Source organism: Bradyrhizobium sp. HKCCYLR20261, from assembly GCF_051168435.1.
GTDB lineage: Bacteria > Pseudomonadota > Alphaproteobacteria > Rhizobiales > Xanthobacteraceae > Bradyrhizobium.
In genome coordinates this window covers 294,259-313,483 of the sequence record NZ_JBNPUZ010000004.1, presented here as the reverse complement: position 1 = coordinate 313,483, position 19,225 = coordinate 294,259, and the positions used below count along the sequence as shown (strand labels likewise).

Sequence of the window (19,225 nt, the reverse complement as noted above, 5' to 3'; positions counted from 1 at the left end):
CACGCCGGGCGACGATCCATTGGATTTTTTGCAAAATGCCTCGTCATCATCAGAGGGGAAGCACGGCTTCTTCCGGCGGCTCGCAGCGTCAGCTGCGCGTGGCCGAAACCGTGCGTCACGCTGTCGCCGACATTCTCAGCCAGGGTCACGCGCACGATCCGGACCTCGAGGGACACATCATTACGGTGCCCGAAGTCCGCATGTCGCCCGACCTCAAGCTTGCAACGATCTACATCATGCCGCTCGGCGGACGTGACACCGATGTCGTGCTCGCGGCGCTCGAGCGCAACAAGAAGTTCCTGCGCGGCGAGGTCGCGCGGCGCGTTAACCTGAAATTTGCACCTGACATCCGCTTCCGCGCGGACGAACGATTCGACGAAGCGGAACGGATCGAGAAATTACTGCGAACACCTGCGGTGCAACGAGACCTCCATTCGGATTCGGAAGAGAGCTGATGACCATCCCCCCCGAAACCGGCACTGTCGATACGCCTCACGCCGACACGAGCGCCGTCAACGTCAAAAAAAATCACGCCGCCGACGGGCGTCCGCGCGACAACAATGATCCGCGCAACAAGCAGCAACGCGGCAACCAGCCGCGCCGCGACCGGCGCGACGTGCATGGCTGGGTGGTGCTCGACAAGCCGATCGGCATGACCTCGACGCAGGCCGTCGCTGTCGCCAAGCGGCTGTTCCAGGCCAAGCGGGCCGGCCATGCCGGCACGCTCGATCCGCTCGCCTCCGGCGGCCTGCCGATCGCACTCGGCGAAGCCACCAAGACCGTCCCGTTCGTGATGGACGGCCGCAAGCGCTACCGCTTCACCGTCACCTGGGGCGAGGAGCGAGATACCGATGACACCGAGGGCCGCGTCGTCGAGACCAGCCCCAACCGCCCGGATGTCGCGGCGATCCGCGCCCTGCTGCCGCAATTTACCGGCCGCATCGAGCAGACCCCGCCACGCTATTCCGCGATCAAGATCCAGGGCGAGCGCGCCTACGACCTTGCCCGGGACGGCGAGGTGGTCGAATTGCAGCCGCGCCCCGTCGAGATCCACGAATTGACCCTGGTCGACCAGCCCGACACCGATCATTCGGTGTTCGAGGCCGAGTGCGGCAAGGGAACCTACGTCCGGGCGCTGGCCCGTGACATGGGCCGAATCCTCGGCTGTTACGGCCATATCAGCGCGCTCCGGCGGACCCTGGTGGGTCCGTTTACCGAGAACGACATGATTCCGCTGGAACAGTTGGAGGCTTTGTGCAATAGAGCCGCGTCCGGTGAGGGAAGCCTCGCCGACGCACTCTTGCCCGTTGAGACCGCGCTGGACGACATCCCGGCACTGGCCGTCACTCGGGCTGATGCGGCAAGGCTCCATCGGGGCCAGGCCGTTTTGTTGCGCGGACGGGATGCGCCCCATAGTAGCGGCACAGTCTATGTCACGGTCGCAGGCCGCCTTCTGGCGCTTGCCGAAATTGGCAATGGCGAACTCATCCCCAAGCGCGTGTTCAACCTGACCGGACTGACTGCCAGCTCCGGTCGCAACGAAAGAGACTGACGATGTCGGTGACCGCAGAGCGCAAGGCGGAAATCATCAAGGCGAACGCCACCAAGGCCGGTGATACCGGTTCTCCGGAAGTGCAGGTTGCGATCCTGTCGGAACGCATCAACAACCTGACCAACCATTTCAAGACCCACGGCAAGGACAACCACTCCCGCCGCGGCCTCCTGAAGCTGGTGTCGACCCGCCGTTCGCTGCTGGACTACCTGAAGAAGAACGACGAGGCGCGCTACAAGGCGCTGCTCGAGAAGCACAACATCCGTCGTTGAGCTTCGACTTGGACTGAGCGCGCGCGAAGGTTTGCGCGTGTTGTCGGCATGATCCCGAGAGCGCCGTCCCGTTGCGGCGCTCACGAGTCCGGGATCATGCGGTCTGGCCAGACATCGGAAAGAAGCGGATACGCTTCCAAGCCCGCCCTGCCCGGACCATGTAGTACGCTCAGCAGCAATCCGGCCGCTGGGCGTGACGGGCAAGGTGCCCGTTACTCACGAGAAGGATGGACGCCATCCGAGATGAAAAAACCATGGCAGGATCGCAGGGCGCTGATCGCAATCCAGCGCCCTGCCATCTTGCGCATGGTTTTTTTGTTTCTGGGGGGTCTGCCTTCGATCATCTCATGAAAGAAGATACCCATGTTTACCAAGCATTCCGTCGAGATCGACTGGGGTGGACGTCCGCTCAAGCTTGAAACCGGCAAGATCGCCCGCCAAGCCGACGGCGCCGTCGTCGCCAGCTACGGCGAGACCGTCGTGCTCGCCACCGTGGTCGCCGCCAAGGCGCCGCGCGACGGCGTCGACTTCCTGCCGCTGACCGTCGACTATCAGGAGAAGGCCTACGCCGCGGGCCGCATCCCCGGCGGCTATTTCAAGCGCGAGGGCCGTCCGACCGAAAAGGAGACGCTGGTCTCCCGCCTGATCGACCGCCCGATCCGCCCGCTGTTCGTCGACGCCTGGCGCAACGAGACCCAGGTCATCGTGACCGTGCTGTCGCACGACATGGAGAACGATCCGGACATCGTGGCGCTGGTCGCCGCGTCCGCTGCGCTGACCTTGTCGGGCGTTCCGTTCAAGGGCCCGATCGGCGCCGCCCGCGTCGGCTTCGCCAATGACGAATACATCCTCAATCCGACCCTCGACGAGATGGCCGACACCCAGCTCGACCTGGTCGTCGCCGGCACCTCGGACGCCGTGCTGATGGTGGAATCGGAGGCCAAGGAGCTCAACGAGGACATCATGCTCGGCGCGGTGATGTTCGGTCACCGCCACTTCCAGCCGGTCATCAACGCGATCATCGAGCTCGCCGAGAAGGCCGCCAAGGATCCGCGCGACGTCGCGATCATCGACAACAGCGCGATCGAGAAGGAGATGCTCGGCATCGCCGAGCAGGACCTGCGCACCGCCTACGCGATTCCGATCAAGCAGCAGCGCTACGCTGCGGTCGGCGCCGTCAAGGAAAAGGTGATGGCCTACTTCTTCCCGGAAGGCCAGGAGCCGAAATACGACAAGCTCCGTGTCGCCGCCGTGTTCAAGGAGCTCGAGGCCAAGATCGTTCGCTGGAACATCCTGGACACCGGCAAGCGCATCGACGGCCGCGACGCCAAGACCGTGCGTAACATCGTCTGCGAGGTCGGCGTTCTGCCCCGCGCCCACGGCTCGGCGCTGTTCACCCGCGGCGAGACCCAGGCGCTGGTCGTGACCACGCTCGGCACCGGCGAGGACGAGCAGTACATCGACGCGCTGTCGGGAACGTACAAAGAGACGTTCCTGCTGCACTACAACTTCCCTCCCTACTCGGTCGGTGAGACCGGCCGCCTCGGCGGCACCAAGCGCCGCGAGATCGGCCACGGCAAGCTCGCCTGGCGCGCGATCCACCCGGTGCTGCCGCCGCACCACGAGTTCCCCTACACGACGCGCGTCGTGTCGGAGGTGACCGAGTCGAACGGCTCGTCGTCGATGGCCACCGTCTGCGGCTCGTCGCTGGCGCTGATGGATGCCGGCGTGCCGCTGAAGCGGCCGACCGCGGGCATCGCGATGGGCCTGATCCTGGAAGGCTCCCGCTTCGCCGTGCTGTCCGACATCCTCGGCGACGAGGACCATCTCGGCGACATGGACTTCAAGGTCGCGGGCACCGAGAGCGGCATCACCTCGCTGCAGATGGACATCAAGATCGAGGGCATCACCGAGGAGATCATGCGCGTGGCGCTCGGCCAGGCGCGCGAGGGCCGCATCCACATCCTGGGTGAGATGTCCAAGGCGCTGACCAACGCGCGCGCCGAGCTCGGCGAATACGCGCCGCGCATCGAGACCTTCAAGATCCCGACCGACAAGATCCGCGAAGTGATCGGCACCGGCGGCAAGGTGATCCGCGAGATCGTCGAGAAGACCGGCGCCAAGGTCAACATCGAGGACGACGGCACCGTGAAGGTCGCCTCCAGCGACGGCGAGGCCATGAAGGCCGCCATCAAGTGGATCAAGTCGATCGCCTCCGATCCGGAGGTCGGCCAGATCTATGACGGCACCGTCGTCAAGGTGATGGAGTTCGGCGCCTTCGTGAACTTCTTCGGTACCCGCGACGGCCTCGTGCACATCTCGCAGCTCGCCGACAAGCGCGTGCAGAAGACCACCGACGTCGTCAAGGAAGGCGACAAGGTCAAGGTCAAGCTGCTCGGCTTCGACGACCGCGGCAAGACCCGGCTGTCGATGAAGGTCGTCGACCAGACCACCGGCGAGGACCTCGAGGCCAAGCAGAAGGACGCTCCGGCCGAGGCGCGCGAAGCCGCCGGCGAGTAAGCTGGCAAGTCATCGATGAGTGACGAAGGGCGGCTCTCGGGCCGCCCTTTTTGTTATGAAACGCGGTCGAGCCGCGTCATTGCGGGTGTCAGCGAAGCAATCCATGGCCGCTTCCCGGCGCTCTGGATTGCTTCGTCGCTTCGCTCCTCGCAATGAGGGATGAGAGCGCGTAGGTTGCCTCTATCGCCTTGCCGGAGGTCACAGTCCATGTCCGAGCTCATGATCCGTGCGGCCCGCCCTGACGAGTATGACGCGATCGCGAGCCTCTGGATGGAGAGCTGGTGCTCGACCGGGCTGGATCATCCGAGCGAGACGTTGCTCGGCCTGCTGAAGCAGCGCGTGCCGCGCGAGGTGGCCGGCGGCTGGAGCCTCTATGTCGCCGACGACGGCGGCACGCTCGCAGCGATGCTCGCGATCCAGGTCGAGCGGCTCTATCTCGACCAGCTGATGATTTCGCCGTCCTATCAGGGCCGCTCGCTCGGTCGTCGCCTGCTTGCGTTCACACGGGAGATCCTGCCAGACGAGATCTGGCTGCGCTGCGCCGAGGGCAACGAGAAGGCATGGCGCTGGTACGAGCGCGAAGGCTTCGTGCTGGAGAAAACGGAAGTCGATCCCGTGCACGGCCGGATGATGAAGTATTATCGCTGGAAGAGCTGAAGCCTGACCCGAGCCTGATCGCGTTGCGCGCATCACCGCGCGCTTGCGCGTGTGGCCTGAAAGGCATTGCGCGGGCGGTTCCGGGAGAACTAGGCTCGGGTTCCCGACGGCCTCCGCCGTTCTCGAACCGTACAATTGTCCGCATTGCTCATGCTGATTCGTCGCCTCGCCGTCGCCCTCCTCGCCTTCACTCTCATTCAGCCCTCGTTGGCTCAGGTCCCACCCGCACCTGCTCCCGCGACCAAACCGTCGGCTGCCGCGAAGAAGCCGGCCGGCAAAACGGCGACGCCGAAACCGCCGGCGGCTGTCGACAGCGGCCCTTGCGACACAGGCGTGATCGCTGCGCTGGGCGACAGCTTTACGGTGCAGAAGAACGGCCTCACCCGGATGACCAATGACTATGCGGAGGTCCCGGCAGCCTGGGGATTTGACGATCTCGTCTTTGCGCGGGTGAGAGCCGTTGCCGGTGATGCCGGCGTTCGCCGTCTCGTCGTTCCCAAAGGAACATTCGACACCTACTATCAATCCCCGCCGATCAAAGCCGAGAATGGAAGGCTGGCTCCTCTTGTCAGGAAGCTCGCGGAGTCGGCGCGCTGCACCCGCTATCTTGTCGTCACCCGTCGAACCGACAGCGAACCCTCCACCAATGACGAGGTGACAGGAATCGGTGTCATCAATCGCGGCGAGGGCTTCGGGCGCTACACGCACGTCTTCGTCATGATGGACATCCAGCTGTATGACGGGACGACGTTCGAGGCCCGCGAGCCCGCGACGAGCTCGAAATCGTTCCTCTCGCGACTGACGTCGGGCGTCGGCCCGCCCTCTCACGCAGGCGACGTAGACAACGCCAACTTTCCCGCTGCGCCGCCGGATGCCGCCACCAACACCGTGCTGCGCGACATGGCGCGTTCGATGCTCAAGTTCCGCCTCGATCAGCGATTGCCGGCCTATTTCGGGCGTGAGTGAGTCTGTCTCATCGGCCGGCGACCGTCGAACGGGTCTCGGTCATATCCTGATCTTGAGAGTCGCAAAGCCCGACTGCTGGACCAGTCCTGACGGCGTCGCGCTGAGACCATAGCGGATACTGACATCGAGCCGGTCGTTGCCGGCGGCGACCAGACCCAGGCCGGCCGAGTAGATCCAGGGCGAAAGGGCAAGGCCGCTGGTCGTGAAACTGTCTCCACCGCCCGAGAACGCCGCGCCGATCTTCAGCCGTTGATTCAATGCATCGTAGCCGACGCCCAGATCTCCGGTGACGCGGACCTTCTCGGCAATCTGATAGACCGCCTTCAGCCTGGCGGTGGTCGTGAGGTTCTGATAGCGTTGTGCATCGACATTGAGGCTGAATCCGCCGGCGCCGTTTTCGCGGTAACCGTCGCTGCTGACGATGCCATAGTCGATGCGGAGCGTGGGGATGAGCCAGACCTTGTCCTGGATCGGAATGCGCGTCTTCGCGCCGATACCGGCATGGCCCGTATAGGACCGATAGCTGCCCGCAGCGGTCGCGTTCATGAAGCTCAGCGACCGGCTTTCGCCATTGTCGCTGTATCCGCCGTCGAGCTGATAGTCGAACGCGACGTCGCGGCTGACGGCGTAGGCGCCGTAGAGGCCGAGCTGATAGGATGAGACCGACAGGCGGTTTGGGACGGCGTCTTCGCTTCCCGTGATCGTCTGGCGCGAATAGGCGGCAACACCGCCGATCAGGGCGCGAGGCGAGATCACGGCGTCGGCGCCGAACGCGAGGCCGCCACCGGAGCCATGATAGCCCGGGACGCCATCGCGCGCAGACTGTTGCGCGGTGCCGCCGAGCGGCTGCATCCAGACGTTTCGACCGGCCGCGTCGCTCAGGCTGCCGATCCCGTCGAGCCGGTTGGCCACCGTCTTCCAGACCTCGCGCTGCGTCACATAGGTCGCCTGGGAGGCGGCGCCGGTCAGCACCGGCAACGTCTGCATCACCGCATTGCCAAGCGACGCTCCGCTGAGGCCGTCGAGCGCGGCGAATCCCGGCACCATCGAACCGCTCCAGCCCGCGGGCGTCATGGACAGCCGGTACAGCGCGTCAGCCGCTTCGAGGCCGACGCGACCGCCGGCGGCCCGCAGCGTCTCGCCGTAGGGCTGGATCAGCGACATCGTCGCCCAATTTCCGGTGAGGCTGCCCGTGAGATCATAGGTCGACGCGACCATCTGCGCGCCGGAGGCGTTGCCGCTGGCCGCGCCATAGAGGCTCGTCAGATTGCCGCGCGACAGCGTGTTGAACAGCACGCTGCCTTCGGGCGTGACCGAACCGAGCAGCGTGAAGGCGCCGGCGCCGCTGCCGACCGGGGCCACGCCCGCACCCCAGAAATAGCCGTTCTGATAGTTGGTGATGACGAACCGGCCGGGCGCCTGCGTGCCGAACAGCGCCGGGCTCGCGATGCGCCAGGGGGTGCCGGCCGTCCACGCCCATTGCGGCACCGAATTGGCCGGCACGGGCGCCGACGGCGGTGGCGTGAAGGTCGCGGGATCGTAGGGCAGCATATAGGCCCAATGCGTCACCAGAAGCGTGTCGCCGGTGATCATCTGCATTTCCATGCTGGTGACGCCGTTCACCGAGCGCATGTAGCCTAACCCGACTGTCGCGGCGCCGCCGCCCGCTGGCGTGAACAGCATGGTGATCTGTCCGGCGGTCGTCACGAAGCCCTGGATCGTCGAGGTGTCGGTCAACAGCGCCGGGCCAATCCTGAGCTGCGCGACGCTGGTCCCGGTGAAGGCGCCGTTGGTCGCGGTGCCCAAGGTCCACAATGTCTGGTCGCCGATCGGGATCGGGTTGCTGAAACCCGTCTTCGGCGACATGTAAGCCAGCAGCTGCGCTGTCGGCACATACCAGTTCGTATTGGAGATCGTGGAATCCCAGACATTCGACTGCGCCCGTACCGGGCATCCCGCACCGAACATCATCGCAGTCATCGCGCACAGAGCGACGACGCAGGATCTCGCATGCAGCATCATCGCCCCCACGACTTTGCCTGGCTGACGGCACGACCACCGCGCGCCGGCGTCGGAGCCGAAGCACGCCCGCGGCGAGTCGTGCTGCCGGCACGGCAGCAATGCGTGGGCGTGCCAAATGGTCTGCGATTATCCGCAGCCTTCGGGCGCGTTCAACTGGGAAAAATTGGGCGCATCGCTGCCGGCCGTCGGTACCATCCGGCGGCGGAGCGGTCCCGTCGATGACCGGCGGCGCTTACTCGCCCTTGAGATCCTCGGGACGCGGCATCGAGATGACGTTGTAGCCGGAATCGACGTAGTGGATCTCGCCGGTGACGCCGCCGGACAGCTCCGAGAGCAGGTAGAGCGCCGAGCCGCCGAGTTCCTCCAGGGTCACGCCGCGGCCGAGCGGCGAGTGCTTCTGCTGGAACGCGAACATGAAGCGGGCATCGCCGATGCCGGAACCGGCGAGCGTGCGCACGGGACCCGCCGAGATCGCATTGACGCGGATCGCGCGGCGACCGTAGTCGGCGGCGAGATAGCGCACGGAGGCTTCGAGCGCGGCCTTGGCGACGCCCATCACATTGTAGTTCGGCATCACGCGGTTGGAGCCGTCGAAGGTCAAGGTGATCATGCTGCCGCCGCTCTCCGGCATCAGCTCGGCGGCGCGCTTGGCGATCTCGGTGAACGAGAAGCAGGAGATCAGCATGGTACGCGAGAAGTTCTCGCGCGAGGTGTCGGCGTAGCGGCCCTTGAGCTCGTTCTTGTCGGAAAAGGCGACGGCGTGGACGATGAAGTCCAGCCCGCCCCAAGCCTCGCGCAATGCAGCGAACACGCTGTCGACGCTGGCGATGTCCTCGACGTCGCAGGGCAGCACATGCTTGACGCCAAGCTCATCGGCGAGCGGACGCACGCGCTTGCCGAGCGCGTCGCCCTGATAGGTGAACGCCATCTCGGCGCCATGCGCGGCGAGCGTCTTGGCGATGCCCCACGCGATCGAATGGTCGTTGGCGATGCCCATCACCAGACCGCGCTTGCCTGCCATCAGACCCTGCATGATGTGTCTCCTTCGTCATGCCGGGCGCCTGCCCTGGCAGCTTGAAACGACCGCCCGCCAAATAAGCCGATGGCCGGACATCGGTGCGAAGACGTTGCCTCGCGCTGTTGCCCGGCCATCATGCCGTTGGAACGATCCTGTTCGAAAATCCTAGGCGTCGAGGTGCTTGAAGACCAGCGTCGCGTTGGTGCCGCCGAAGCCGAACGAGTTCGACAGCACCGTGCCGAGCTTGGCGTTGTCGATGCGCTTGCGCACGATCGGCATGTCGGCGAACACCGGATCGAGCTCGGTGATATTGGCGCTCTCGCAGATGAAGCCGTTCTTCATCATCAGCAGCGAATAGATCGCCTCCTGGACGCCGGTGGCGCCGAGCGAGTGGCCCGTCAGCGCCTTGGTCGCCGCGATCGGCGGGCACTTCTCGCCCGAGCCGAACACCTTGCGGATCGCCTCGATCTCCGGCGGATCACCGGCAGGCGTCGAGGTTGCGTGCGGATTGATGTAGTCGATCTTCGTCTTCACCGTCGACAGCGCCATCTGCATGCAGCGCTCGGCGCCCTCGCCCGACGGCGCGACCATGTCGTAGCCGTCCGAGGTCGCGCCATAACCGACGATCTCGCCATAGATCTTGGCGCCGCGCGCCTTGGCGCGCTCGAGCTCCTCAAGCACCAGGACGCCGGCGCCGCCGGCGATGACGAAGCCGTCGCGGCTCACATCGTAGGGGCGCGAGGCCGTGGCGGGCGTATCGTTGTGCTTGGACGACATCGCGCCCATCGCGTCGAACAGCACCGACAGCGACCAGTCGAGCTCCTCGCAGCCGCCGGCGAACATCACGTCCTGCTTGCCGTACTGGATCATCTCATAGGCATTGCCGATGCAATGGTTGGAGGTCGCGCAGGCCGAGGAGATCGAGTAGTTGACGCCCTTGATCTTGAACCAGGTCGCGAGCGTCGCCGACGCGGTCGACGACATCGCCTTCGGCACTGCGAAAGGACCGACCCGCTTCGGGCCCTTGGTGCGGGTGATATCGGCCGCCTCGACCAGCGTGCGCGTCGACGGCCCGCCCGACCCCATGATGATGCCGGTCCGGACATTGGAAACGTCGGTCGGCTCCAGGCCGGAATCGAGGATCGCCTGCTCCATCGCGACGTGATTCCACGCCGCGCCCTCGCCGAGGAAACGCATCGCGCGGCGATCGACCACTTCCGCCGGGTTCAGCGTCGGCGCGCCTTGCACCTGCGAACGAAAACCAAGCTCGGCATATTTCTCGGCGCGGGAGATGCCGGACTTCGCCTCATACAGGCTGGCCAACACCTCCTGGGTGTTGTTGCCGATCGATGAGACGATGCCCATGCCCGTGATGACGACCCGCCTCATGATGTCCGCCTCGCCTTGCTCATATGTTCTGTGGTGATCGTGCCTGCTTCACTGTCTGCGGCATGCGCCCGACGGTTCACGACGGCGCGTTGCCCTGCTTGAACAGACCGACCTTCAGGTCCTTGGCGCGATAGATAATCTCGCCATCCATCGAAAGCCACCCGTCGGCGATACCGAGAACCAGCTTTGAGCGCATCACGCGCTTGATGTCGACGTTGTACACAACCTTGCGGGCGGTCGGCAGAACCTGGCCCGAGAATTTCAAGTCGCCAAGACCGAGCGCGCGGCCGCGGCCTTCGCCGCCGCTCCAGCCGAGGAAGAAGCCGACCATCTGCCACATCGCGTCGAGGCCGAGACAGCCCGGCATGACCGGATCGTTCTTGAAATGGCAACCGAAGAACCAGAGGTCCGGCTTGACGTCGAGCTCGGCGCGCACGACGCCCTTGCCGTACTCGCCGCCGGTCTCGGTGATCTCGACGATGCGATCGAACATCAGCATCGGCGGCAGCGGCAGCTGCGCGTTGCCGGGACCGAACAGCTCCCCGCGGCCACAGGCCAGCAGGTCCTCGTATTCATAAGCGCTGCGTCGATCCAGCATGCTCGATGGCCTTTCTCAACGATCCCCGGTGGAAATGGTGCCGCGCGACGTGGACCGCTTCCGCGCGTCGACCCTCGCGCGCCCTGGCCGGACAGCCAGCCGCTCGGTACGATGGCTGGACCATCGCACCCGACGGGATGACCAGCCAATCGCGAGCGCATCGCAGCTCGGATCCACGGACATGGCCCTCGCGGCCAACCGCGCCATGGCAGGGCAAATCGGGGTCCGGGCGCTCTCTAACATAGGGGATTGCGGCGTCAATGCGCGTATCCGGGTAAATCGACGCGGCACTGCGGCCGGTCAACGAACGGCCCCACAAATGCAGTTTAGGGGCGTTCTAGATACGTTAGTTGCGATAAGCTTGCATCTGACGGGGTTTCTTCCTATATCGGTTGTGGATGAGTGCGAATTTCGTGGTGCGCGAAGTGGATGTGAGCAACAACGCCTCGATGAGTGGCCATGACCGGGGGACCCCGGAGGGTCTCGGCAGCGGCCGCCAGCCGGCGCTGAACGGCTGCCCGTGGCATGACGTCAACGAGATGCTGCAATCGGCGGGCCTGCGCCCGACCCGCCAGCGCATGGCCTTGGGCTGGCTGCTGTTCGGCAAGGGTGCGCGGCACCTGACGGCCGAAATGCTGTACGAAGAAGCGACTCTGGCCAAGGTCCCGGTCTCGCTCGCCACCGTCTACAACACGCTGAACCAGCTGACCGACGCCGGCCTGCTGCGTCAGGTCAGTGTCGACGGCACCAAGACCTATTTCGACACCAACGTCACCGCGCACCACCATTTCTATCTCGAGAACAATCACGAGCTGGTGGACATTCCGGACCAGCATCTGGCGCTGTCGAAGCTGCCGGAAGCGCCGGAGGGTTACGAGATCGCGCGCATCGACATGGTGGTGCGGCTGCGCAAGAAGCGCTGAGCCGCGACGATAGATTGGTCATTTGAAAGGCCCGCCCTCGCCGGCGGGCCTTTTCGTGTCTGGACGCCGACCGAAATGCGGCGGCCGGCGCTGCACCCCTCAGTTCACCTGCTCGTCCGCGTAGACGCCCCACAGCCTCTGCTGCTCGATCCAGCCGTCGAATCCGTTGCCGAGCACCCGGCACCAGCCATTGGTGCACTTCTTGACCTGCGCGATGACCCCGGCCTGCAGCCGCGCCGTCACGGCGCTGCTCGCTGACGCGCTCTCATAGACCGCCGCCAGATCATCCTTGTTCTTCATCGTCACGACCGCGGTGCGGCGTCCGGACAGCAGCGAGTGATAGACCCAGCCCTCCGATCCCTCGGAATCGCGCACGCGCCGCCAGTTCTCATACTCCGCGGTGATTTCGACCGGCAGGCCCGAGCGCGTGTAGACCCAGGCCACGTCATTGTCCTTGGTCGGACCGGCGCGCACGTTCACATGGTCGGATTTCAAGCTGACGTAACGCGGCACAGGCAGGCCGCTCGTGGTGAGAACCGAATCCTTGGCCACGGCGCCGGTGCTCACCGAACCGTGGAGCAGACTGACGCAGAAAATGCCGACGACAATTGCGGCTGCACCGAGACGTCCCAACGCGACTGAACTCAACTCACTCTCCCTCGCAAGGATCGACGCGTGGTCGCGTCCATGATCCTTCGCCCGATCCCCATCGAACCGCCGGGCTGCCCCCCTTCGTGCACAGAGAGGGCTTGCCGCGGCGCAGGTTCCTGACCCGCCGTTGGCTTCTTGTCTTGGCCCGGCCTTCTGCTAGACAGGACCGAACACAAGCGGCCAGGAAGCGCCTGAGAATCGCTCGCGAACCCCTGTCAGGGACGGATCGGCCCACCTGCGAGATCCGACACGACCAGTCCAGGGACACGCCTTCTCAGACGACGACGGTAGTTTCGGCGAACCCGGTTAATGAGGTCTGAAGGATCTCATGAGAGCAGCACATGTCAGGTAGGAAAAAGCCCCTCGTCGTGGTGACACGCAAGCTGCCGGACTCGGTCGAGACGCGGATGCGCGAGCTGTTCGACGCGCGCCTCAATCTCGACGACGAGCCGATGAGCCAGGAGCAGCTCGCCGACGCCGTGCGCACCGCCGAGGTGCTGGTTCCGACCGTGACCGATCACATCACCGCCGACATTCTCAATCAGCCCGACTGCAAGCTGCGGCTGATCGCCAATTTCGGCAATGGCGTCGACAACATCGACGTCGCCGCGGCGGTCGCGCGCGGCATCACCGTCACCAACACGCCGAAGGTTCTCACCGAGGACACCGCCGACATGACCATGGCGCTGATCCTCGCCGTGCCGCGGCGGCTGATCGAAGGCGCCTCGATCCTCACCGAGGGCAAGAACTGGGCGGGCTGGTCGCCGACCTGGATGCTCGGCCACCGCATCGGCGGCAAGCGCCTGGGCATCATCGGCATGGGCCGCATCGGCCAGGCGGTGGCGCGACGCGCCCGCGCCTTCGGCCTGCAGATCCATTATCACAACCGCCGCCCGGTCGCCCCGGTCATCGCCGACGAGCTCGGCGCCACCTATTGGGAGAGCCTCGACCAGATGCTGGCGCGGATGGACATCATCTCGGTGAACTGTCCGCACACGCCGGCGACGTTCCATCTGTTGTCGGCGCGCCGTCTCAAGCTGATCCGCAAGGACGCCTATATCGTCAACACCGCGCGCGGCGAGGTGATCGACGAGGAGACGCTGACGCGGCTGGTCGAAGCCGGCGAGATCGCCGGCGCCGGGCTCGACGTGTTCGAGCATGAGCCCGCCGTCAACCCGCGTCTCGTGCGGCTCGCCAAGGCCGGCAAGGTGACCTTGCTGCCGCATATGGGCTCGGCCACGATCGAGGGCCGCGTCGAGATGGGCGAGAAGGTCATCATCAACATCAAGACCTTCCTCGACAACCACCGCCCGCCGGACCGCGTGCTGCCGAGCATGCTGTAGGCCCGGTGGCAATGTCGTCCCGGCGAACGCCGGGACCCATACCCCCAGGGTGCAGTTTGAGGCACGCTGGTCATTGGCCTTCTACTCATCACGACCGCCGCGGAGGATAGGTCCCGGATCGGCGCCCACCGACGCGTTGCGTCGGCGGGCTTGTCCGGGACGACGGCGGAGTGTGTGGCGCGCCTCTTGGCGCGCGCGGCACTTCACTTCCGATGTGCACTCAAATCCGCGATCACGGGCCCATCCCCATTCAGCGGGTTCGCGGGATCGCGGCCATAGCGCAGCGTCTCGAAGCGCATGGTGCGCGCATCCAGCATCAACAGCCGCCCCACCAATCCCTCGCCGAAGCCGACGATCTCGCGGATCGCCTCCAGCGCCATCATCGAGCCGAGCATGCCGGCGAGCGCGCCCATGACGCCGGCCTCGGCGCAAGCGGGGACCGTGCCGGGCGGCGGCGGCTCCGGGAACAGGCAGCGATAGGTCGGATTGAACGCGCCCTGGTCATTGCGCTCATGCGCGCGGATCGTGGTCAGCGACGCATCGAAGGTGCCGAGCGCACCGGTGATCAGGGGCTTCTGCGCGAGAAAGCAGGCATCGGAGGCCAGATAGCGGGTATCGAAATTGTCGGAGCCGTCGAGCACGAGATCGTAGCCACCGATCAGGTCGAGCGCGTTGTCGGCGTTGAGCCAGGTCCGGTGCGCGACGACGCTCACATGCGGATTGAGTGCGTTGATCCGCTCGGCCGCACTGTCGACCTTGGGACGGCCGATATCCGGCGTCGCATGGATGACCTGGCGCTGCAGGTTCGACAGCGACACCACGTCGTCATCGACCACGCCAATCGTGCCGACGCCGGCGGCGGCGAGATACATCAGCGCCGGCGCGCCCAGCCCGCCCGCGCCGATCACCAGCACCGCGGCGCGCTTCAGCGCCGCCTGACCGGGACCGCCGACATCGCGCAGCACGATATGGCGGGCATAGCGCTCCACTTCCTCATCGCTCAGCATCGTTACGCACGTCCTCCCGCTGCCGGATCGCGGTCAGCCGACCCATGGAGACTGGACATCTCCCCACTGAACCCTCGCCGGATTGTGACCGACCAAGCAGATGTGCTTATTTATGTCAGCGGCAAGAGCAGCGGGATTTGTCATGAGACGGCTGGCCACGGCAACCTTCATCTGCGCGATCGCCGCAGGCTCGTCGGCAGGGGCCCAGACGCCGCCGACGCAGGGCGCGCTGCCGGGCGCCCAGCCCAAACCGGTCGCGACCCAGCCGATCCGTCCTGGTGTCCAGGCGCCGGCCGACACCGCCAATGCGATGTCTCAGGCCGAGCGGCTGGCGCTGCAATCCGATCTCGCCTGGGTCGGCCAGTACAACGGCGCCATCACCGGCGACGTCAGCGAGCGCATGGTCAATGCGATCAAGGAGTATCAGAAGCTTAAGGGCGGCAAGCCGACCGGCGTGCTGAACCCGCAGGAGCGGGCCGTGCTCGCCGATACCGCACGACGCAAGCAGGAGGGCGTCGGCTGGAAACTCGTGACCGAGCCGACCAGCGGCGCGCGCTTGGGCATTCCGACCAAGCTGGTGCCGCAGCAGACCAGCGACGCCAACGGCTCGAAATGGACCTCGCCGACCGGCACCGTGCAGGTCGTGCTGTCACGCCGCAAGGAGGCCAATCCGACCACAGCGGCGCTTGCCGACCGTGAGAAGAAGGAGCCGGGCCGCACGGTCGACTACAGCGTCGTGAAGCCGGACTTCTTCGTGCTGTCGGGCCTGCAGAATCTCAAGAAGTTCTACATTCGCGGCGCCTTCAAGGGCGACGAGGTGCGCATCCTGACCATCCTCTACGACCAGGCGACCGAGAACACCGTGGAGCCGGTGGTGATCGCGATGTCCTCGGCCTTCACCGCCTTCCCGGCGGCCGCGCTCGCGGCCCAGCCGGCGCCGCGGCGGAGCGTCGACTACGGCACCGGCATCATCGTCAGCCAGGACGGCGCCGTCGTCGCCGATCGCGAGGTGACCGACGCCTGCGTTGCGATCACCATTCCCAGCCTCGGCCCCGCCGAGCGCATCGCCGAGGACAAGGAGCGTGGACTGGCGTTGTTGCGCGTCTATGGCGCGCGCGGCCTGAAGCCGCTGGCGTTGTCGGGCGGAACGACGAAATCAGCGATCGAGATCGTCGGCATAGCCGATCCGCAGAGCCAGGGCGGAAGTGCCGCGATCAGCATCGCGAAGGCGCAACTCGTCAGCGACACCGCGCTCGCGCCGGCACCGGGTCTCGGCTTCTCCGGCGCCGCCGCCCTCGACGGCGACGGCAAGTTCGCCGGCGTCACGCTGTTGAAGCCGGCGGTGGTGGCGGGCGCGGCAAGCGTGCCGGCAGCCCAGGCCGTGCTGGTCAGCGCCGATGCGACGCGCGCCTTTCTAGCGACGCATGGCGTCAAGCCCGACGGCAGTTCGCTCGACGCCAGGGCGGCGACGGTTCGCGTGATCTGCGTCCGCAAGTAGCCCATTTCCTGGCGGCAGCCACATCGTCGCGGGGGCGGAGTCTCATCTGAATGTCCGAGCACGATGACGACGCCAATCGCCGCACGCTGCAGAGGACCGGGGGACTCGTCGGCGCTGACCTGTCGGACTTCAGTTTCGACGACGACCTGCCGGACTCGGCTCGGTTCGAGGATTGCAGCGCGAGCGCCACGCGCTTCGTCGGCGGCGATCTCGCGACATCGCGATGGACGCGCTGCCGCTTCAGCGCCTGCGAATTCGCCAATGTGAACATGTCCGGCGCGCACTTCGAGGACTGCCGCTTCTTCGACACGGCAGCCTCCGCCGGATGCACGTTCCGGTTTTGCGACCTGCGTGGCGCGGTGTTCCGCAACTGTGACCTGATGCTCGCGACGTTCAACGCCTGCGATCTCTGGGACGTGACGTTCTCCGATTGCCGAATGTCGGGGGCGACCTTCGAGAAGCCGGCCTTCGCATTCCGCTCGCCCCGCGCGACGAAGGCGAAAAAGGCGGTCCGGCTGGCCGGCATGTTCGAGCGCTGCAGGCTGGACAATGCGGTGCTGCGCGAGGCCGACTTGTCCTCGCTCCGCATTCTCGACTGCGACCTGTCGGGCGCCGAACTGCAGGGCACCTCGCTGGTCAACGCCTCGCTGCGCGGGAGCAATCTCGGCAACGCGGCGCTGCGGCTGGCCGATCTGACCGGCGCCGACCTCCGCGGTGCCGACCTGTCCGGTTTCGACCTGCAGGCAATCCAGAGCTTTTCCGGGCTGCAGGTCTCCGCAAGCCAGCAGCATCATCTGCTGCGCAGCCTCGGCATCGACGTCTTCGCGGACGAAGACTGACCGCCCCCGGCGCTGTGCGCTGCGGCCGGCGTTTACGCTAAATTAAGCATGTCCTTTTAGAAAAAATTAAGGGCCCAACGGCGGCCGACGGGGATCTCATGTGCAGCATCGCGACTGCGCGGGACGATGCCCGGCGATGCCGAACGATCGCCCGCGGCTCCGTGCCGCTCTCTTCCTAGCACCTTGCTATCAGCTCGGAACGGCTCCCGCCGTAGTCAAACGGTCTGTCCAATCACAGGCCGCGCATGAGATAGTTCGAACAGTTTTGTCGGCGTGCTGATTCGGACCACCGCGATCCCTCTTCTCACAGTCGGATCGGGCCGGGACTGTCCTGAGCGAGAATAGCTCTGCGTTGCGCGGGTCGCGATGCACTCAGCTTTGGCGTTCTCATAAGTTCCGTCAACATCCGAAGGACTGTCTCCCGATGTACACGATCGTTTTGGCCACGCAGAAGGGCGGCAGCGGCAAGAGCACGCTCGCCATCGGTCTCGCCGTGGCGGCCCAGCAGGCCGGCCACAAGGTGCGCGTGATCGAAACCGACCGCCAGGGCACGCTGACGAAGTGGCAGGCGCGACGCAGCGCCGCCGAGCCGATCGTCGAAGCCGTCTACGACGCCAAGATGATCGAGCCGCGCCTCGAGGCACTGGCGCGCGACGGCGTCACCGTCTGCGTGATCGACACCGGCGCGGGCATCACCGCATCGAGCACGGCCGCAATCCGCTATTGCGATCTCTGCCTGATCCCGGCGCGGCCGAGCGTCGCCGACATCGAGGCCACGGCGCCGACGCTCAGCGTCGTCAGAGCCTGGCGCAAGCCATTCGCCTTTGTCCTCAACCAGGCGCCGATCCGCGCTGGACATCGCATCACCGACGCGACGACCGCGCTTGATGCCGACGCGCCGCGCGACATCGCCGAGGTGCTGGCGCAGCCCTTCATCATGATGCGCAACGACCACCAGGACGCGCTCGCCGCGGGCCTCGGCGTCAGCGAGTTCGACCCCGGCGGCAAGTCGGCACAGGAGATCAAGAGCCTGTGGCGCTGGACCGCGGGCAAGCTCGCCGGCGACCACGTCATGCACGAGGCCGGCGAACTGAAGGACGCCAGCGAGCACACCGAAGTCGAATTCCCGATCATGCTGACGCCACAGCCGGAAGATCCCAAGCTGCCAGTGGCACGCGCCTACCCGACCTGGGCCGACAACGGCATCAACTGGAAGGCGGGCCTTTAGTTAGATCGAAGCCCTCGCCGCAAAGGCGGTATGCCCCCTGGCCCCGCTCTTGCGGGGAGAGGGTTGGGGTGAGGGGCAGCCGCACGGGTGGTGCTAATCGTGAGACCTGTACTGATGATGCGATCCGACCTCTCCCCGCCCCAGCGAAGCTTCGCCTCGCCCTGGCGGGGCGAGGTGCACTGAGCACATTGCACGATGCCAGCGTCTCAATGGCGTTAGTCCCGTACCAACAGGGGGAGTGTCGCTCTACCTTGCCCCGCCCTCTCGCATCTCCAGAATCTTGATGCGCGCGTCCGCGCGGCGCAGGCGGCGGCATAGCTCGCGATTGATGTTCTGCATCACGATGACATAGGCCTGGATGTCGGCCTTGTAGAACGCATAGAGCTCGCGTGCCATCAGCTCGTACAGTACCGTCGAAGTCTCCGCGATCACCGTGGCCGACCTGTTCTGCATCTCCAGCAAGGTCATCTCGCCGAAGAAATCGCCGGGCTCGAGATTCGACATGTGGATCACGCCGCCTGTCGGCAGACGCTCGCTGACCTCCAGCGTGCCGCTGTGAACGACGAACATCGAGCGTCCCGGCTCGCCCTCGGCGACGACGGTGGCGCCCGCCTCGAAGCGGCGTTCCACCAGCATGGATACGAGCCGATCCAGGCTCGCGTCCGACAGGCCGCCGAAGAACGGCGTGGCGAGCAGGAATGCCTTCAGGTCGGGCGAGCTGACAGCCATGGCGCGAGTATAC

At 65.7% G+C, this 19,225-nt stretch carries 18 protein-coding genes; 11 read left to right on the top strand and 7 right to left on the bottom strand.

Translation table 11 applies throughout. From position 1 onward, the window contains the following. Positions 1-35: 35 nt before the first annotated feature. The 6 genes from rbfA to ACQR1L_RS11500 all read left to right on the top strand — a co-directional run bounded on the left by rbfA (position 36) and on the right by ACQR1L_RS11500 (position 5,967). Entirely contained in the window at positions 36-455 is a 420-nt protein-coding gene (gene rbfA / locus ACQR1L_RS11525; RefSeq protein WP_434858067.1) for a 30S ribosome-binding factor RbfA, read from the top strand. Then, complete coding sequence (gene truB, locus ACQR1L_RS11520; RefSeq protein ID WP_434858066.1) at positions 455-1,552, top strand: tRNA pseudouridine(55) synthase TruB; 1,098 nt, start codon at positions 455-457, stop codon at positions 1,550-1,552. Before rbfA ends, truB begins: the two co-directional genes overlap by 1 nt. Before the next feature lie 2 nt (positions 1,553-1,554). Continuing rightward, positions 1,555-1,824: a 30S ribosomal protein S15 gene (rpsO, locus tag ACQR1L_RS11515; RefSeq protein ID WP_006608909.1), complete on the top strand. Its 270-nt coding sequence runs from the start codon at positions 1,555-1,557 to the stop codon at positions 1,822-1,824. Positions 1,825-2,187: 363 nt separating this feature from the next. Next, positions 2,188-4,344 carry a polyribonucleotide nucleotidyltransferase gene (pnp, locus tag ACQR1L_RS11510; RefSeq protein ID WP_434858065.1) on the top strand — a complete coding sequence of 719 codons (2,157 nt, stop codon included), beginning with the start codon at positions 2,188-2,190 and terminating at the stop codon, positions 4,342-4,344. Between the two features lie 207 nt (positions 4,345-4,551). Then, positions 4,552-5,001 (top strand): GNAT family N-acetyltransferase, encoded by a 450-nt coding sequence (locus tag ACQR1L_RS11505; RefSeq protein WP_434858064.1) that lies wholly within the window; start codon positions 4,552-4,554, stop codon positions 4,999-5,001. Positions 5,002-5,151: 150 nt separating this feature from the next. After that, positions 5,152-5,967, top strand: a complete 816-nt coding sequence (locus ACQR1L_RS11500) for a hypothetical protein (protein ID WP_434858063.1) — start codon at positions 5,152-5,154, stop codon at positions 5,965-5,967. Positions 5,968-6,006: 39 nt separating this feature from the next. Here the strand turns inward: ACQR1L_RS11500 and ACQR1L_RS11495 are convergent, their stop codons facing one another. The 4 genes from ACQR1L_RS11495 to fabA form a co-directional block, all read right to left on the bottom strand. Then, positions 6,007-7,989 (bottom strand): autotransporter outer membrane beta-barrel domain-containing protein, encoded by a 1,983-nt coding sequence (locus tag ACQR1L_RS11495; protein ID WP_434858062.1) that lies wholly within the window; start codon positions 7,987-7,989, stop codon positions 6,007-6,009. Between the two features lie 232 nt (positions 7,990-8,221). Then, on the bottom strand, positions 8,222-9,022 hold the full coding sequence (gene fabI, locus ACQR1L_RS11490) for an enoyl-ACP reductase FabI (protein ID WP_434858061.1): 801 nt from the start codon (positions 9,020-9,022) through the stop codon (positions 8,222-8,224). A 150-nt stretch (positions 9,023-9,172) separates the two neighbouring features. Further along, complete coding sequence (gene fabB / locus ACQR1L_RS11485; protein WP_434858060.1) at positions 9,173-10,396, bottom strand: beta-ketoacyl-ACP synthase I; 1,224 nt, start codon at positions 10,394-10,396, stop codon at positions 9,173-9,175. A 76-nt stretch (positions 10,397-10,472) separates the two neighbouring features. Then, a complete protein-coding gene (gene fabA / locus ACQR1L_RS11480) occupies positions 10,473-10,994 on the bottom strand; it encodes a 3-hydroxyacyl-[acyl-carrier-protein] dehydratase FabA (RefSeq protein ID WP_434858059.1) in 522 nt (173 codons plus the stop codon). Positions 10,995-11,443: 449 nt separating this feature from the next. Here fabA and irrA point away from each other — a divergent pair, with 449 nt between their 5' ends. Continuing rightward, on the top strand, positions 11,444-11,917 hold the full coding sequence (irrA, locus tag ACQR1L_RS11475; protein ID WP_434858294.1) for an iron response transcriptional regulator IrrA: 474 nt from the start codon (positions 11,444-11,446) through the stop codon (positions 11,915-11,917). A 99-nt stretch (positions 11,918-12,016) separates the two neighbouring features. On the opposite strand, the gene ACQR1L_RS11470 is transcribed toward irrA, so the two are convergent. After that, positions 12,017-12,565 carry an SH3 domain-containing protein gene (locus tag ACQR1L_RS11470; protein WP_434858058.1) on the bottom strand — a complete coding sequence of 183 codons (549 nt, stop codon included), beginning with the start codon at positions 12,563-12,565 and terminating at the stop codon, positions 12,017-12,019. 344 nt (positions 12,566-12,909) lie between these two features. Between ACQR1L_RS11470 and ACQR1L_RS11465 the strand changes: the two genes are divergently transcribed. Continuing rightward, positions 12,910-13,911 carry a 2-hydroxyacid dehydrogenase gene (locus ACQR1L_RS11465; protein ID WP_434858057.1) on the top strand — a complete coding sequence of 334 codons (1,002 nt, stop codon included), beginning with the start codon at positions 12,910-12,912 and terminating at the stop codon, positions 13,909-13,911. Positions 13,912-14,114: 203 nt separating this feature from the next. On the opposite strand, the gene ACQR1L_RS11460 is transcribed toward ACQR1L_RS11465, so the two are convergent. Continuing rightward, complete coding sequence (locus ACQR1L_RS11460) at positions 14,115-14,918, bottom strand: HesA/MoeB/ThiF family protein (RefSeq protein ID WP_434858056.1); 804 nt, start codon at positions 14,916-14,918, stop codon at positions 14,115-14,117. A gap of 142 nt (positions 14,919-15,060) precedes the next feature. Here ACQR1L_RS11460 and ACQR1L_RS11455 point away from each other — a divergent pair, with 142 nt between their 5' ends. From ACQR1L_RS11455 to ACQR1L_RS11445, 3 genes are all read left to right on the top strand, one after another. Further along, entirely contained in the window at positions 15,061-16,416 is a 1,356-nt protein-coding gene (locus ACQR1L_RS11455; RefSeq protein ID WP_434858055.1) for a peptidoglycan-binding protein, read from the top strand. Between the two features lie 50 nt (positions 16,417-16,466). Then, the gene (locus ACQR1L_RS11450) at positions 16,467-17,255 is read left to right on the top strand and encodes a pentapeptide repeat-containing protein (RefSeq protein ID WP_434858054.1); all 789 of its coding nucleotides are present in this window, start codon (positions 16,467-16,469) and stop codon (positions 17,253-17,255) included. A 424-nt stretch (positions 17,256-17,679) separates the two neighbouring features. Further along, the gene (locus ACQR1L_RS11445) at positions 17,680-18,483 is read left to right on the top strand and encodes an AAA family ATPase (protein ID WP_434858053.1); all 804 of its coding nucleotides are present in this window, start codon (positions 17,680-17,682) and stop codon (positions 18,481-18,483) included. A gap of 246 nt (positions 18,484-18,729) precedes the next feature. Here ACQR1L_RS11445 and ACQR1L_RS11440 read toward each other — a convergent pair whose 3' ends face one another. Next, entirely contained in the window at positions 18,730-19,212 is a 483-nt protein-coding gene (locus tag ACQR1L_RS11440; RefSeq protein ID WP_434858052.1) for a cyclic nucleotide-binding domain-containing protein, read from the bottom strand. Positions 19,213-19,225: the final 13 nt, after the last annotated feature.

What these genes read in the sequence shown, in the direction of transcription:
- rbfA (WP_434858067.1), top strand. Translation starts at nt 36, where the DNA reads ATGCCTCGTCATCATCAGAGGGGAAGCACGGCTTCTTCCGGCGGCTCG.
- truB (WP_434858066.1), top strand. Translation starts at nt 455, where the DNA reads ATGACCATCCCCCCCGAAACCGGCACTGTCGATACGCCTCACGCCGAC.
- rpsO (WP_006608909.1), top strand. Translation starts at nt 1,555, where the DNA reads ATGTCGGTGACCGCAGAGCGCAAGGCGGAAATCATCAAGGCGAACGCC.
- pnp (WP_434858065.1), top strand. Translation starts at nt 2,188, where the DNA reads ATGTTTACCAAGCATTCCGTCGAGATCGACTGGGGTGGACGTCCGCTC.
- ACQR1L_RS11505 (WP_434858064.1), top strand. Translation starts at nt 4,552, where the DNA reads ATGTCCGAGCTCATGATCCGTGCGGCCCGCCCTGACGAGTATGACGCG.
- ACQR1L_RS11500 (WP_434858063.1), top strand. Translation starts at nt 5,152, where the DNA reads ATGCTGATTCGTCGCCTCGCCGTCGCCCTCCTCGCCTTCACTCTCATT.
- ACQR1L_RS11495 (WP_434858062.1), bottom strand. Translation starts at nt 7,989, where the DNA reads ATGATGCTGCATGCGAGATCCTGCGTCGTCGCTCTGTGCGCGATGACT.
- fabI (WP_434858061.1), bottom strand. Translation starts at nt 9,022, where the DNA reads ATGCAGGGTCTGATGGCAGGCAAGCGCGGTCTGGTGATGGGCATCGCC.
- fabB (WP_434858060.1), bottom strand. Translation starts at nt 10,396, where the DNA reads ATGAGGCGGGTCGTCATCACGGGCATGGGCATCGTCTCATCGATCGGC.
- fabA (WP_434858059.1), bottom strand. Translation starts at nt 10,994, where the DNA reads ATGCTGGATCGACGCAGCGCTTATGAATACGAGGACCTGCTGGCCTGT.
- irrA (WP_434858294.1), top strand. Translation starts at nt 11,444, where the DNA reads ATGAGTGGCCATGACCGGGGGACCCCGGAGGGTCTCGGCAGCGGCCGC.
- ACQR1L_RS11465 (WP_434858057.1), top strand. Translation starts at nt 12,910, where the DNA reads ATGTCAGGTAGGAAAAAGCCCCTCGTCGTGGTGACACGCAAGCTGCCG.
- ACQR1L_RS11460 (WP_434858056.1), bottom strand. Translation starts at nt 14,918, where the DNA reads ATGCTGAGCGATGAGGAAGTGGAGCGCTATGCCCGCCATATCGTGCTG.
- ACQR1L_RS11455 (WP_434858055.1), top strand. Translation starts at nt 15,061, where the DNA reads ATGAGACGGCTGGCCACGGCAACCTTCATCTGCGCGATCGCCGCAGGC.
- ACQR1L_RS11450 (WP_434858054.1), top strand. Translation starts at nt 16,467, where the DNA reads ATGTCCGAGCACGATGACGACGCCAATCGCCGCACGCTGCAGAGGACC.
- ACQR1L_RS11445 (WP_434858053.1), top strand. Translation starts at nt 17,680, where the DNA reads ATGTACACGATCGTTTTGGCCACGCAGAAGGGCGGCAGCGGCAAGAGC.
- ACQR1L_RS11440 (WP_434858052.1), bottom strand. Translation starts at nt 19,212, where the DNA reads ATGGCTGTCAGCTCGCCCGACCTGAAGGCATTCCTGCTCGCCACGCCG.